The following is a 14,034-nucleotide window of genomic DNA, read 5'->3' on the forward strand; positions in this document are numbered from 1 at the left end:
GCCGCCTTAGCTGAAGTGGCGCAGGGAGCGCTGCTGTCGCTGCTCCGAATCGGCAGCTTCCTCGAGTCGCTGGCGGACAAAGGCGATGTGTGCCTGCGCCGCCAGGCGGGCGGTTTCCGGCTGGCGGGCGCGAATCGCGTTGCGGATTGCCAGATGCTGCGCCATCAGTTGCCGCCCGGTCTCCGCGCTGACCGCGATCTCGCGAAGGTTGCGTCGTACATGCTCGTGCAGCAGTCGCAGGACACTCCCCACCAGATGACCGAAAAGCACGTTGTGCGCCGACTCGGCAATGGTCAGGTGAAAAGCGACATCGGCAGCGACCTGCGCATGGCGGTCGTCACTGGCGTAGGCGGCGTCGAGTTTCACGTACGCCTGTTCGAGACGTTCCAGGTCGCTCTCGGTTGCCCGCCGCGCGGCCAGTTCGGCGGCCGACGCCTCGATCAGGTAGCGGAATTCAAGGACATCTTCCTGCAGGCAGGGGTGTTGATCGATCAGTTGCTGCCAGGGATCCGCGAAGCTGGCTTCGAGCCGGTCGGTGACATAGGTACCGCCGCCGTGGCGGCTGACCAGCAGGTCCCGCGAGACGAGCTTCTTGATGGCTTCGCGCAGTGACGGGCGCGAGACACCCAGTTCGATGGCCAGTTCGCGTTCGGCGGGCAGGCGGTCGCCGGGTTTCAGGGAGCCCTCGAGAATGCGCGTCTCGATCTGATGGGCGACGGCATCCGGGATGCGCGGGAGGGTGAGCTTGGCATAATTCATGTTAATTTGTCGGGGTCCTTGGCGCGCGCGCCAGAATTGTCGCCGGTGAGCAGTGGTCTTACCAATTCTCTCCCTGGCGAAGTCTGAGAATATTTTGCTGGCCTCTTCGCTTTGCCAATCAGATCAGGCAAGTGTAACGTCAAAGGCTGGGCTAATGGTGTGCAATGGCACCAAAACTGCGGTAGATTGACAAAAGCGCGGGGCGCAATTAGAGTGGCGTGCAATTGGTCTTACCACTTTTGCGGGCAATGGCAGAGGAGACGAGCATGAACGCAACAGGCAGCCGCCACTATCCGGACAAGCCGGCCAAGGTCTACCTTTTTGGCACCTGTCTGATCGACATGTTTTGCCCGGAAGCGGGAATGAATGCCGTCCACCTGCTCGAGCGCGAGGGAATCGAGGTGCTTTTTCCGGCCGACCAGACCTGCTGCGGGCAGCCGGCGCACAGCAGCGGCTTTCCCGAACAGGCGCGCGCCGTCGCCCTGGCGCAGTTGCAGCTCTTTCCAGAACCCTGGCCAGTGATCGTTCCCTCCGGTTCCTGCGCGGGCACCATGCGCCACCACTATCCGGAGATGTTTGCCGACGATGCGCGCCTGCAGGCGCAGGCCAGCGCGCTCGCCGAGCGAGTTTTCGAACTCAGCGAGTTCCTGGTGCAGGTCGCCAGGGTCAGTCTGACTGATCGGGGTGGGCCGGCACGTGTCGCATTGCACACTTCATGCGCGGCGCGGCGCGAGATGGGCACGCACGAGCACGGCCGTGCACTGCTGGCGCAGCTGGCGGCGGTGGAAGTGGTGATCCACGAACACGAATCGGAGTGTTGCGGTTTCGGGGGCACCTTCTCGCTGAAGCACCCGGCGATCTCGTCGGCGATGGCTGGCGACAAGGTCGACGCGCTCAAGGAGACCGGTGCCGAAACTTTCCTGTCCGCCGATTGCGGCTGCATGCTCAGCCTGAACCACACCTTGCAGAAACGGCGTGACGGTTTTCAAGGCCAGCACCTGGCGACTTTCCTGTGGCAGAGGACGGGCGGCGAAGGGGGGCAGCGATGAGCGCGCGTGACAACATCCTGCGCCGGCTGCGCGCCGCGCCGCAAGGCGAGGCGCCGCTGGCGCCCGACGTGCCGGCTTTCTACGCGGCGGTCAGCGCCTCGGCGCCGCCCAGCACGCGGGCATCGAGAATCGAGCTGTTCTGCGAGAAAATGGCTTTTTGGCGCGGCGAGGTCGTCCGCGTGAGCCGCGCCAACTGGCCGCAAAAGCTGCGCGAGATCTGTGCAGAAAAGGGCGTGCGCTCGCTCCTCCACGGCGAAGCGAGCGTGCACGCCGAAGCGCTGAAGGCAGCCGGCATCGCCGGGCTCAAGCCTTACGATCGCCCGCTCGGCGAGTGGAAGAAGGAGCTCTTCGAAGACACCGACGCCGGCTTCACCTCGACCCGCGGCGGTATCGCCGAAACCGGCACGCTGATCGTCTGGCCGGACGCCAGCGAGCCGCGGCTGATGTCGCTGGTGCCGCCGATCCATTTCGCGCTGCTCGACGCCGACCAGCTTCACGACACGCTCTTCGACGCCATGCACGCGCAGCGCTGGAGCGACGGCATGCCGACCAATGCGCTGCTGGTTTCCGGTCCGTCGAAGACCGCCGACATCCAGGTCACCCTGGCCTACGGCGCGCACGGTCCGAAGGAGCTGGTGGTGCTCTTGCTGGTCAATGAGGAGGAAATGCAATGAACAGCCAGCCGCTCGATTTCGTCCCGGCCAGCGAGTTCAAGCAGCGGGCTGCCGACGCCGTCGCCGACGACCACCTGCGCAAGAGCTTCCGCGGCGCGATGGACTTCCTGATCGGCAAGCGTGCCGCCCAGTTTCCCGATCCTGCAGCGCTCGAAAGCCAGCGCTCGCTTGCCGAGCACATCCGCAAGTACAGCCTGGCGCGGCTGCCCGAGCTGCTCGAACAGCTCGAGCGCAAGCTGACCGAAAACGGTGTGCAGGTGCACTGGGCCGAGACTGGCGAAGAAGCCTGCGCGATCATCGTCGGCATCGCCCAGCGTCACTCGACGAAACTGATGGTCAAGGGCAAGTCGATGGTCAGCGAGGAGGTCGAGCTCAATCACGCCATGGCCGACGCCGGTATCGACGCGCTGGAGAGCGACATGGGCGAGTACATCGTCCAGCTCGACGGCGAGAAGCCCTCGCACATCATCATGCCGGCGATCCACAAGACCAAGCAGCAGATCGCCCGCCTGTTCGCCGACAAGGTGCCCGGCGCCGGCTACACCGAATCGGTCGACGAACTGATCGGCATCGGCCGCGCCGTGCTGCGCGAGAAGTTCATGAGCGCCGAGGTCGGCCTGTCGGGCGTCAACTTCGCCGTCGCCGAAACCGGTACCCTGTGCCTGGTCGAAAACGAGGGCAACGGGCGCATGTGCACCACCGTTCCCGAGGTGCATATTGCGATCACCGGCATCGAGAAAGTGGTCGACAAGCTCGAACACGTACCGCCGCTGTTCGGCCTGCTGACCCGCTCGGCAACCGGGCAGGCGATCACCACCTACTTCAACATGATCAGCGGTCCGCGCAAGCCGGGCGAGAAGGACGGCCCCGGCGAGATGCACCTGGTGCTGGTCGACAACGGGCGCACGCAGGCCTACAGCGACGAACAGCTGCGCTCGACGCTGCAGTGCATCCGCTGCGGCGCGTGCATGAACCATTGCCCGGTGTATACGCGCATTGGCGGCCACGCCTACGGCACGACCTATCCCGGTCCGATCGGCGAAATCATCTCGCCGCACATGCTCGGCCTGAATGCCACCCACGTCCTGCCGACCGCGTCCAGTCTCTGCGGTGCCTGCGGCGAGGTCTGCCCGGTGCGCATCCCGATTCCAGAGTTGTTGGTCCGCCTGCGCGAGGAGGCGCAGCACGATGCGCGTCCCGGACACGCACCGCTGCGCGGTCAGGGCGCCGCCAAGAGCCGCCTGGTCGATGCCGTGTGGTCGGGGTGGGCAGCCCTGTACACGCGCCCGGCGCTGTATCGGGCCTTCGGCTGGCTGGCGACGCGTTTCCGTGCGCTGACCCCGCCGATGCAGGGCGGCTGGACCGTCAGCCGCACGCCGATGAAGCCGGCAGCGCGAACGCTGCACGAGCTGATGGCGGCGAGAAGAAAACGGTGACGCGGTCGCTCGGCGCCGGCGGCCCGCGCTGCGCGGTGGCGGTGCTGCTCCGGTGATTCCCGGTCGCGGCGCAATAGACTGAGAACGCATAACCGGCGAACTTTTTATTCTTTTGCAGTCTTTGGAGTTTGCGCTACCTTGGCGCGCCCGGTTCGTCTCCACCTATTGCAAAGACCCGTCGATGCCGCTTCCCGAGTCCCTCCACGCCGTGATTGTCGGCCTGACCCTGATCGCCCTGTTTGCGTGTTTCGTACGCGAATGGCTGAAGCCGGATATCGCGGTGATGAGCGCAGTGGCCCTGCTCATGGCCCTCGGCCTGCTGTCTCCGAAGCAGGTGCTCAGCGTGTTCAGCAACAGCGCGCCGATTACCATTGCCTGCCTGTTCATCATCAGCGGGGCGCTGAGCAAGACCGGTTGCGTCGATCGTCTCGGTGACTGGCTGGGGGCGATGGCCGGCCGCAGCGAGCGTCGGCTGCTGTTGGCCATGCTCGCCGTAGGTTTGCTGGTGTCGCCGTTCATCAACAATACGCCGGTGGTGATGGTGATGATTCCGGCGGTGATCTCGATGGCCGGGCGATACGGCGTCGCACCATCGCGGCTGCTCATTCCTCTCTCGTACGCGACCATTCTCGGCGGCATGATCACCATGGTCGGGACCTCGACCAACATCCTCGTCGATGGCGTTGCGCGCCAGCAGGGGCTCGCGCCGTTCCGGATGTTCGAGGTCAGTGCTCCGGCCATCGTCATCGCCTTGATCGCCTGTGCCTTGATTCTCTGGCTTGCGCCGCGCTTCCTGCCCGCGCGCGAAACGCTGACGCAGCAGTTCACCGGCAGTGGCGACCGCCTGTTCATGAGCGAGCTGTTCGTGCCGGAAGGCTCGCACCTGGCCGGACAAACCCTGCACCAGGCGCGCCTGGCCAACGGCACGATCAAGGTGTTGAAGCTGTTTCGCGGCGACGACGAGTGCTCCGCACCATCGCCAGAGACCGCACTGATGGTCGGCGACCGCCTGGTGGTTCACAGCCGCAGCAGTGCGATGATGGATCTGCGCAGCAGTACCGATCTGATGGGGGTACAGGCGCAGGTGACCGATCGGCATGACCTGGAAACGCTGCGCCGGCGTGGCGTGTTGATGGTCGAGGCGATCGTCGGCCAGACCTCACGCTACGTCCTGCGCCCGATCCGCGACCTCGACCTCGCCGCCCGCTACGGCATCCATCTGGTCGCCGTGCATCGCAAGAACGCCTCGATTGCCGACATCGGCGACGACTTTCAACTGCAGTTCGGCGATGTCCTGCTCGTCGAAGGAACGCTGGCCCAGGTCAAGCGCTTCTGCGAAAACGGCGATCTGTTTGCCATCACCGAGGGGCACGCGCCGGCGAACAATCATCGCCAGGCACCGATCGCGCTGGCCACCATCGTCGGCGTGATGACGCTGGCGGCGTTCAACGTGATGCCGATCGAAGGGCTGGCGATCATCGGCGCGGTGGTCGTCGTGGCGACGGGCTGCCTGCGCGCCGACGAGGCCTACAAGTCGATCGAGTGGCCGATTCTGGTGCTCATTTTCGGCATGTTGGCACTGAGCATCGCCATGCACGGTTCCGGGCTCGACCGATTGCTGGCCAGCGCACTGGTCGACGTCGGGGGGGGGGTTGTCGCCGTGGATGATGCTCTCGCTGGTGTTTCTGATCACCTCGATAGCCACCGAGTTCATCAGCAACAATGCCGTGGCGGTGTTGTTCACGCCGATCGTGATCGGCATCGCCGAGCATCTGGGCGTCGATCCGCGCCCCTTCGTCGTCGCCGTGATGTTTGCCGCCAGCGCCAGCTTCGCAACGCCGATCGGTTACCAGACCAATACCTTGGTCTACACCGCCGGCAATTACCGCTTCACCGATTTCGCCCGCCTCGGCATCCCGCTCAATCTGCTGGTCTGGCTTGCGGCGAGCGTGCTGATCCCCGTTTTCTGGCCGCTGACGGCGGTTTGAGCGAAGGCGCTTGTGTCGTGTTTCATTCTTGATGCGACTTTTGGCGACTGCTGAAAGCAGGGCGAAAACCCTGTGGCGGCTGAAACTCGCAGGGTCCATGCCGGGGCGGCCCTCGTCGCCACCCCCGGCGCTCATGCCCCACACACCGTCATTGCGAGGAGGCGAAGCCGACGCGGCAATCCAGAGGTTTTGCTGTTCGCGTGGTCGATGCGGTGGAAGATAGCAAGAGGAGGGGACTGGATTGCCGCGTCGGCTGCGCCTCCTCGCAATGACGAGCGGGCTGACGTGTTGCCGCCTTTCCCGACGAGACTTTCAGCAAGCCCGACAGAGCAGCGCGCAACCCCTGTGGTGGCTGGGATGTCTATGTTCCACCCAGCGTGCAACACTACATCAGCGCCCTTCGCCCGTTTCGCTTGCGCTTCGTTCGCTTGCTTTCCGTCAGGCGAAAAAAAGCCGACGCAGGGCGTCGGCTTTTCCGTGTTGCGATGAAGCGATCAGGCAGTCTTGCGGCGGCGCGAGGCACCCAGACCCGCCAGGGCAAGGCCCAGCAAGGCGAGTGAAGCGGGCTCCGGAATCTGGCCTGGCGTACCGGGCGTGGTGTCGGTCGTCACCGCGTTCTGGCTCATCTGAACGTTGCCGGTACTGGCGAAGGTCAGGCCGGTGACGAAAGCCAGGGGATCCAGGGGGTCGAGCATTGCGCTGGTTTCGATCCCGAGAATACGGAAGCGATCGACACCGAGGCCACCGAAGAAATGCTCGATTCCGGCGGTGAGGGTATCTTCGAGCAACCAGTTGCTGCCGTTCCACAGATAGAGGTCAAAGAGGCCATCGCCGATATTTGGCAGCAAGACCGACGCGAACAGCGGGCCGGAGCTGACCAGGTAGTCGTAGCCCGTGGCGACGATCGGGTCAATGAAGATCCGCTGATTCAAGACGATGTTGAAGTTGAAGTCCCAGCCGTTCGCAGTGGCGACCGGCAAGAGCGGGTTGCTGGCGCTTGATCCGTTGGGCGGCGTGCCGCCATCGCGAAAAGCAAAGGTCCACAATCCCGGCGAGGCGAGAGCAACGTTGCTGGTGTTGACCAGTTGCAGGACGTCGTTGGTGAAAGAACCCGGCAAGGCGAAGAAGTTGGTGCCGTCGCCGGCGTCAAAGCCCGCCTGCGCCGGGGTGCCGCCGAGTCCGGCGACGCCGCCGCTCGCGCTGCCGGTGGTCCATTGCAGGATGTTGTAGCGGAAGTCGGCATCGAAATTGCCGGCGCCCGTCTCGGCCCGGTTGCGCAGGACGAGCTGGAAGTCATTGATCTTGTCGACGTTCCGGTTGTAGTAGCCGACCTGGTCCCAGGTCACGACCACGGTATTCGCATTGGGCGAAGCGACATAAACGTTGTTGCTGAAAGGAGGGCCGCCGGTCTGGCCGCGGGTGTCAACGTCTGCCCAAAACGGCGCGATCATCGGCTGGTTCGAGATCGGGAAGGCCTGGGGGGTGAATGAGCCTACCTGAGAATTGAAGGTGATGTTGCCGTTGTTGTTGATATAGAACTGGTTGTAATTATTGCCGAAGAAATTGACGTCGAAGGGCAGGTTGATCAAGTTCGACGAGCCGTCATCGTTGGCCAGCATGGCGAGATCGCCGTAATTGCGATCGCCGCCGAAGCCGTTCAACAGCGGCACGGCGAGTGCGCCTTGCGTTCCGGCCGCCATCAGCAGGGCTGCAATGGCGAGTTTCTTGATGCTTGGGGTTTTCATGGTGCCTCCTTGGCTGGATCATGGGCAACGCCGAAACGGGTCTTCAGCGGTGGTGATTTTCTGAGGTGGATGCTCCGCGGGAAGGATATAAACGGAGTTTCTGCATGAGAGTACAAAGCATAAGTCGTGCCAATTTCTTTGGCGATTGACTATCCATTGAAAAACAATGTCTTGAAAGGGGCGTGTGGGAATCCGCCCGTGGTCGTGTACCGCGGGCTGTAAAATTTTCCGACAAATAAGGGAAAATAATCGACTCAGGGCGCGTGCACGGCACGGCATTTTTCGGGCGGGGCGTGAATAATTTCCTGTCTTTTTTTGCCGGCGAAGGTGGCGCGCGGCAAGGGCGGCCAGGGCGGCAAGGGCGGCAAGGGCGGCCAGGGCGGCCAGGGCGGCCAGGGCGGGAACGAACAGGCGCCGCTACTCGGCCAGGGCGGCGCGAAAGCGGCGGCTGCGGAGCGGTCGGCAGGGTGGCGGCGAGCACGGCGCCGGCGCCGGAACGAGGCGAGCATCGCCCCGTTGCCGGAATTTCCGGGTGCCGCCGCGACCGCGGGCGATGATCAGAGGCGCGGGCGTGCGGGGTGCGCCGCTTTCAGTCGCCGCTGACGCGGGGTGCGGTAAGGACGTCGGGGCGCAAGGCCCTTTCGAGTTCCTCGCGCGTCATCAAGCCTTTCTCCAGCACCAGCTCGGTGACGCTACGACCGCTGCGCAGGGCCTCGCGCGCCACCCAGGTGGCGTTCTGGTAGCCAATGTGGGGATTCAGCGCGGTGGCCAGTCCGGCCGAACTGCGTACCCGCTCGGCGAGCAGTTCGCGGTTGGCGGTAATCCCCTTGATGCAGTTCTCGGTGAGCGTCCGGCAACCGGCGGCGAGGTGCTCGATGCTCTTGAACAGCGAGTGGCCGATGATCGGTTCGAAGGCGTTGAGCTGCAGTTGCCCGCCTTCCGAAGCCATGGTGATGGTGACGTCGTTACCGATGACTTCGAAGGCAATCTGGTTGACCACCTCGGGGATGATCGGGTTGACCTTGCCCGGCATGATCGACGAGCCGGCGGCCCGCTCGGGAAGGTTGATTTCGTTCAGCCCGGCTTGCGGTCCGCTGGAGAGCAGGCGCAGGTCGTTGCACACTTTGGAGAGCTTGCAGGCGACGCGTTTCAGAACGCCTGACAACTGCACGAAGGAGCCGGTGTCCTGGGTCGCTTCGATGAGGTTGTGCGCGGGAACCAGGCGTACGCCGGCGAATTCCGAGAGCAGTTTGGTGGCCAGCTTGGCATAGCGGATGTCGGTGTTGATCCCCGTACCGATCGCCGTTGCCCCGAGGTTGACCTCCTGCACCAGCGCGATGGCCTCGTGCAGGCGCGTACTGTCTTCGGCGATCATCACCGCATAGGTCATGAATTCCTGGCCGAGGGTCATCGGCACGGCGTCCTGCAGCTGGGTGCGTCCCATTTTCAGCACATCGGCGAACTCGTTGGCCTTGGCCTCGAAAGCGTCGCGCAACGCGCTCATGGCGTCCAGCAGGTCCTTGATGGCAAAGACGATGGCCAGCTTGAGGGTGGTCGGGTACACGTCGTTGGTGCTCTGCGCCATGTTGACGTGGTTGAGCGGGTGCAGCTCTTCGTAGTCGCCCTTGGCGCGTCCCAGTTTCTCGAGGGCGAGGTTGGCGATGACCTCGTTGGCGTTCATGTTGGTCGAGGTGCCCGCACCGCCCTGAATGACATCGACAACGAACTGATCGTGGTACTTTCCGGCCTCGATATCCTTGCACGCGGCCATGATGACGTCGGCACGCCGGTCGTCGAGGTGGCCGAGTTTCTGGTTGGCGCGCGCGGCCGCGCGCTTGACGAGCGCTATGGCGCGTATGAGTTCGGGATAGCTGCTGATCGTCCGGCCGCTGATCGGGAAGTTTTCAATGGCGCGCAGCGTATGGATACCCCAATAGACGTCGGCGGGGACTTCACGGTCACCAAGCAGGTCGTGTTCGGTGCGAGTCATGGAAGAGGGCATGGTAGGGGTCCGGTTGAGAGAAGGGGTTATTGTCGTCTGCAGAGCGCCTCCGGGTGATGCTGTTTGCGAATTGTCGATGCTGCGTCTGCATGGGGCTTTCGACAGGGAAATCTCCGGCCGGTTCGGCCATCAGCGTGCCGCCGCGCCGACGCAGACGTTCCAGATGCGTTCGACCTCGGGACGGCTGAGCTCGGCCTGGCGATAGAGCGAGATCCCCAATTGCGCCGTGTGGCGGTCGTCGCCCGCGTGCACGAGGGCGCCGGCGGCAAGTTCGTCACGCACGGCGAGCTCGGGGATCCAGGCGATTCCTGCGCCGGCCAGGACGCCGCTCTTAAGCACGTCGGACATCGAGCACTCGTAGCGAAAATCCAGTCTTGCTGCGAGATCCTCGCGATCGATCACCGACGCCGTCAGGCGGCCGAGGTAGCTGCTGCTCGGATAGCAGAGATAGGGGAGTATCGCCTTGCCGGTCAGGGGATAACGCGCCGAACCATGGCTCTCCGGCGCACTCACGGGTACCAGCCGCTCGCTGGCCAGCGGCGCGGAGGGGTAGCGGTTCATCTGGGCCAGCGTCGGCAGTGCAGCGCTGCTGTACGCCAGCATCAGGTCGCAGTGTCCGGTGAGCAAGGCTTCGATGCAGCCGGCGACGTTATCGGCAATGACCCGCGCCTTGATTGCCCCTGTGCTGGCCTGCAAGCCGGCGTGCCAGTCGGCGAAGAAGCTGACGGCGATGGTGTGTGAGGCAGCGATGGAGACGATTTCCCCGGACTTTGGCATCAGCCCTTGCGCCTCCTCGCGCCCGTTGCGCAGGTTGTCCAGAGTCTCCTGGGCCGTCTTGCGGAAGGCGTCTCCGGCCGGAGTAAGGCTGATCGGAAAGAGGCTTCGATCGATGAGCACGGCGCCGACCCAGTATTCGAGATTGCGGATTCGCCGACTGAACGCTGGCTGGGTGACGTTGCGCAACTCGGCCGCGCGCGAGAAATTGCGGGTAATCGACAGGGTCAGGAAATCTTCCAGCCAGTTTACTTCCATGCAATCCTCCGTTTATTCTCCGCCGCCCTTGGCGTCACCTCCGGGATCAGTTTTCTCCATGTTAACCGGGAAGCGCTGGTCCCATGCAATGTTTGCATGGGCTGTTCAAGAATGGAACTGGACGAGGCGTCGAGCGCTCCGTATAAGATGCGGTCGAGGTCGATGAACGGGGCCTGAGTCCCGTGACTGCGCTGCTGCCCGCCTGGACCCTGCGGGTCCGGCAGCGTTTTGGGTCAGCTGATACGGCAACTTACCATGGCTCGGACGTCCCGAGCCCAGATCAGGAGGAAACGATGGGGAATTCACCGACACGCGCCCGCGGCGGGATGTTCGCATTCTGGACGGGTATGCAGCTCTGGAAACAGATTTTCATCGCCTTGACACTGGGCCTGGTCTTTGGCGTGGTGCTCAATCAGACGGGCAACGCGGACCTTGCCAAAAGCATCAAGCCGGTTGGCGACCTGTTCATCCGTGGCATCAAGATGCTGATCGTGCCGCTGATCTTCGTTTCCCTGGTCACCGGCGTGGCGTCGCTGCGCGATTTGTCGACCATGGGCCGCCTGAGCCTGAAGACCATCGCTCTCTATCTCGGCACGACGGCGGTGGCCATCACCATCGGCCTCGTTCTGGCGACGGTCTTCGAGCCGGGTGTGGGAATCGACCTCGGCGCTGGCAAGGCCGTCGTGGCCAAGGAGGCGCCCACGGCAGTGGATACGATTCTCGGCCTCGTACCGACCAATCCGATGGCGGCCTTTGCCGAAGGCAACGTCCTGCAGATCATCGTTTTCGCCATCTTTGTCGGTATATCGATCACGCTCGCCGGAGACGCTGCCAGGCACGTGCGCAACTTCTTCGAATCGGCTGCGGAGGTGATCTACAAGCTGACGTCGATCATCATTTCCTTCGCTCCCTACGGCGTCTTCGCACTGATGACCTGGGTCGCCGGTACCTACGGGATGGACGTCCTGGCCCCGCTGGCGAAAGTGATTGCCATGGTCTACGTCGGCTGCGTCATCCACGCCGTGGTCGTCTATGCCGGACTGATCAGGTTCGTCGCCGGCCTCAATCCGGTACGCTATTTCCAGGGCGCCGTCGAACCGATGATGGTCGCCTTCACGAGCACCTCAAGCTCGGGAACGCTGCCGGTGACGATGATGTCCTGCGAGCGCAACCTGGGTGTCTCGCGTAGCGTTTCAAGCTTCGTGTTGCGCCTCGGCGCGACCATCAACATGGATGGTACGGCCCTGTATCAGGGAGTTTGCGCCGTGTTCATCGCGCAAGCCTACGGCCTGGACCTGAATTCCAGCCAGTACCTGACGATCATCCTTACGGCCACCCTGGCGTCGATCGGGACGGCTGGGGTCCCCGGCGCCGGACTGATCATGCTTTCTCTCGTGCTGACCTCGGTCGGCTTGCCGCTGGAGGGGGTGGCGATCATTGCCGGCATCGACCGCATCCTCGACATGGCCCGTACGGCGCTGAACGTGACCGGCGACTGCGCAGTCGCTTGCGTGGTTGCCCGCAGCGAGGGCCAACTCGATGAGACGGTCTTCAACCGCGCACATGTTCTCCGCGCCGACGCCGATGTCGTCGGCGCCCCGGAAGCGGTCGCGGCGCCGTCCTCGCAATCCACCAATTGAGCGGCCGGAGGGGGCGCGGGTAGTCTTCGCTCCCTCTGCGCGCTCCAGCCTTCCCTTTTCAGGTACGTGATGAGCAAGCGGCGATTCGCGGCGACCAGTGACAGCAAGACCCTGGGTAAGCACCGCTATGGCGTGGTCGGCGGCCTGGGGGTCGTCGCCGGCGCCGACCTGCTGCTGAAGATGATTGGCGCGACTCAGCGCAGGCCGGACATGCGTGACGTCGACATCGCTTTCGAGCAGCGGCACTTCGATAGCGGGCCAAGCATTGCCGACGAGAATTACAATCCAGGCCGGCGCAAGTTCTACGTCTACAACACGCTCAAGGACATGGAGGCGCGCGGCATCGACACCGCCCTGGTGCCGTGCTTTGTGTCACACACCTTCCTGAGCGAGATCACGCCCGAGCTCGACATGCGCGTGATCAGCCTCTTTGACGCCTTGCGTGACTGGCTGGCGCGCGAGCATCCGGCGCTGCAGACGATTGGCGTATTGACCTCGACCTACGTGCAGAAATCGGCAATCTTCGAGCGCCAGTTGGGCTCCCGATACCAGATCGTCTACCCGCATCCGGCGGTGCAGTCCGACAAGCTGATGCGTGCCATCTACGGGCCCAGCGGGGTCAGGGCGGGACACCACGGCGGCGAGTGCGTCGAACTGCTCGCCGAGGCCTGTCATTGCCTGGTTGCCAGCGGTGCGCAGATCATCGTCCCCGGTCTGACCGAAGTGTCGGTCCTGATCGACTCGCTGCGCCCGCTGCTTGCCGTTCCGGTCGTCGATTCCAATCTCGTCTATGCCGAGTATGCGCTGGGCTGCGAAGCGGCGCCGCCGGTGCGCGAGTTCAAACTCGGGGTGGTGGGTGGCGTCGGGCCGGCAGCGACGGTCGATTTCATGCATAAGGTCGTGCGCCTGACCGGCGCTGCGCGCGACCAGGACCACATCAAGATGATGGTCGAGCAGAATCCGCAGATTCCCGATCGGACCGCCAACTTGATCGGCAGCGGCGCTGACCCGACGATCTCGCTGCTGGCCACCTGCAAGCAGCTCGAAGCGGGTGGCGCAAACGCCGTGGCCATCCCCTGCAACACGGCGCACGCCTTTGTCGACCGCATCCAGCCCTACCTCGGCATTCCGATCGTGAACATGCTGTCCGAAGTGGTTCAGCATATCCGCTCGCAGATGCCTGCCGTTGGCCGAGTAGGGTTGCTGGCCACGTCGGGAACGGTAAGCAGCGGCGTTTATCGCGAAGTTGCCGAGGCGGCAGGGCTGCGCCTGCTGGTTCCCGACGACGCGGTTCAGGATCTGGTCATGGCGGCGATCTACGGCGAGCGGGGGGTCAAGGCAGGATTCACCTCCGGCGTGTGCAGCGACCATCTGGCGACGGCGATCGACCACCTGGCCAGCAAGGGTGCCGAAGTGATCATTCTCGGCTGTACCGAACTGCCGCTGATTGCCATCGATGTCGGCGTACGGCGATCGATCGTTCTTCTCGATCCCACGGAAATCCTGGCCGCCCGCTGCGTCGCGCTCGCCGGCGCGTCGACCGTGGAAGTTCGTCGGTGAGGGGACGGACGTCCTCGCTTGCCTGATCGTGTGCGTCCGGCTATAGTCCGCCGGCGGTCCAGGTACCGCTTTGATTCTTGCTAGCGGCCGCGCTTCGACGCCGGCCGCGTTCAAGCTGCGGCCCACTCCGTGCTGTGGCGGGTCTTTAC

9 protein-coding genes and 1 pseudogene are annotated in these 14,034 nt (G+C 63.9%); 6 read left to right on the forward strand and 4 right to left on the reverse strand.

Annotated elements, in window-relative coordinates; all coding sequences use genetic code 11:
* Positions 1-6 precede the first annotated feature (6 nt).
* The gene (locus tag QZ634_RS00940) at positions 7-759 is read right to left on the reverse strand and encodes an FCD domain-containing protein (RefSeq protein ID WP_291984769.1); all 753 of its coding nucleotides are present in this window, start codon (positions 757-759) and stop codon (positions 7-9) included.
* Between the two features lie 266 nt (positions 760-1,025).
* Here QZ634_RS00940 and QZ634_RS00945 point away from each other — a divergent pair, with 266 nt between their 5' ends.
* The 4 genes and pseudogenes from QZ634_RS00945 (at position 1,026) to QZ634_RS00960 (ending at position 5,906) form a co-directional block, all read left to right on the forward strand.
* Complete coding sequence (locus tag QZ634_RS00945; protein ID WP_291984770.1) at positions 1,026-1,808, forward strand: (Fe-S)-binding protein; 783 nt, start codon at positions 1,026-1,028, stop codon at positions 1,806-1,808.
* Positions 1,805-2,482 carry a lactate utilization protein gene (locus QZ634_RS00950; protein ID WP_291984771.1) on the forward strand — a complete coding sequence of 226 codons (678 nt, stop codon included), beginning with the start codon at positions 1,805-1,807 and terminating at the stop codon, positions 2,480-2,482. The genes QZ634_RS00945 and QZ634_RS00950 overlap by 4 nt, the downstream gene beginning before the upstream one ends.
* On the forward strand, positions 2,479-3,918 hold the full coding sequence (locus QZ634_RS00955; RefSeq protein ID WP_291984772.1) for a LutB/LldF family L-lactate oxidation iron-sulfur protein: 1,440 nt from the start codon (positions 2,479-2,481) through the stop codon (positions 3,916-3,918). Before QZ634_RS00950 ends, QZ634_RS00955 begins: the two co-directional genes overlap by 4 nt.
* Positions 3,919-4,099: 181 nt before the next feature.
* Positions 4,100-5,906, forward strand: a pseudogene (locus QZ634_RS00960) (SLC13 family permease).
* A gap of 494 nt (positions 5,907-6,400) precedes the next feature.
* Here QZ634_RS00960 and QZ634_RS00965 read toward each other — a convergent pair.
* The 3 genes from QZ634_RS00965 to QZ634_RS00975 form a co-directional block, all read right to left on the reverse strand.
* On the reverse strand, positions 6,401-7,651 hold the full coding sequence (locus QZ634_RS00965; RefSeq protein ID WP_291984773.1) for a nidogen-like domain-containing protein: 1,251 nt from the start codon (positions 7,649-7,651) through the stop codon (positions 6,401-6,403).
* A 589-nt stretch (positions 7,652-8,240) separates the two neighbouring features.
* Positions 8,241-9,641 (reverse strand): aspartate ammonia-lyase, encoded by a 1,401-nt coding sequence (gene aspA, locus QZ634_RS00970; RefSeq protein ID WP_291984774.1) that lies wholly within the window; start codon positions 9,639-9,641, stop codon positions 8,241-8,243.
* Between the two features lie 141 nt (positions 9,642-9,782).
* Positions 9,783-10,685: a LysR substrate-binding domain-containing protein gene (locus QZ634_RS00975; protein ID WP_291984775.1), complete on the reverse strand. Its 903-nt coding sequence runs from the start codon at positions 10,683-10,685 to the stop codon at positions 9,783-9,785.
* A gap of 293 nt (positions 10,686-10,978) precedes the next feature.
* Between QZ634_RS00975 and QZ634_RS00980 the strand changes: the two genes are divergently transcribed.
* Positions 10,979-12,325, forward strand: coding sequence for a dicarboxylate/amino acid:cation symporter (locus QZ634_RS00980; RefSeq protein WP_291984776.1), 1,347 nt, complete (start codon positions 10,979-10,981; stop codon positions 12,323-12,325).
* Between the two features lie 69 nt (positions 12,326-12,394).
* Complete coding sequence (locus tag QZ634_RS00985; protein WP_291984777.1) at positions 12,395-13,885, forward strand: amino acid racemase; 1,491 nt, start codon at positions 12,395-12,397, stop codon at positions 13,883-13,885.
* The last annotated feature ends 149 nt before the right edge of the window (positions 13,886-14,034 follow it).

The sequence above is a fragment of the Candidatus Accumulibacter sp. ACC007 genome, from assembly GCF_907163205.1.
Taxonomy (GTDB): Bacteria; Pseudomonadota; Gammaproteobacteria; order Burkholderiales; family Rhodocyclaceae; genus Accumulibacter; species Accumulibacter regalis.

Excerpts from the sequence above, each read along its gene's own strand:
- QZ634_RS00940 (WP_291984769.1), bottom strand. The coding sequence starts at position 759 with ATGAATTATGCCAAGCTCACCCTCCCGCGCATCCCGGATGCCGTCGCC.
- QZ634_RS00945 (WP_291984770.1), top strand. The coding sequence starts at position 1,026 with ATGAACGCAACAGGCAGCCGCCACTATCCGGACAAGCCGGCCAAGGTC.
- QZ634_RS00950 (WP_291984771.1), top strand. The coding sequence starts at position 1,805 with ATGAGCGCGCGTGACAACATCCTGCGCCGGCTGCGCGCCGCGCCGCAA.
- QZ634_RS00955 (WP_291984772.1), top strand. The coding sequence starts at position 2,479 with ATGAACAGCCAGCCGCTCGATTTCGTCCCGGCCAGCGAGTTCAAGCAG.
- QZ634_RS00965 (WP_291984773.1), bottom strand. The coding sequence starts at position 7,651 with ATGAAAACCCCAAGCATCAAGAAACTCGCCATTGCAGCCCTGCTGATG.
- aspA (WP_291984774.1), bottom strand. The coding sequence starts at position 9,641 with ATGACTCGCACCGAACACGACCTGCTTGGTGACCGTGAAGTCCCCGCC.
- QZ634_RS00975 (WP_291984775.1), bottom strand. The coding sequence starts at position 10,685 with ATGGAAGTAAACTGGCTGGAAGATTTCCTGACCCTGTCGATTACCCGC.
- QZ634_RS00980 (WP_291984776.1), top strand. The coding sequence starts at position 10,979 with ATGGGGAATTCACCGACACGCGCCCGCGGCGGGATGTTCGCATTCTGG.
- QZ634_RS00985 (WP_291984777.1), top strand. The coding sequence starts at position 12,395 with ATGAGCAAGCGGCGATTCGCGGCGACCAGTGACAGCAAGACCCTGGGT.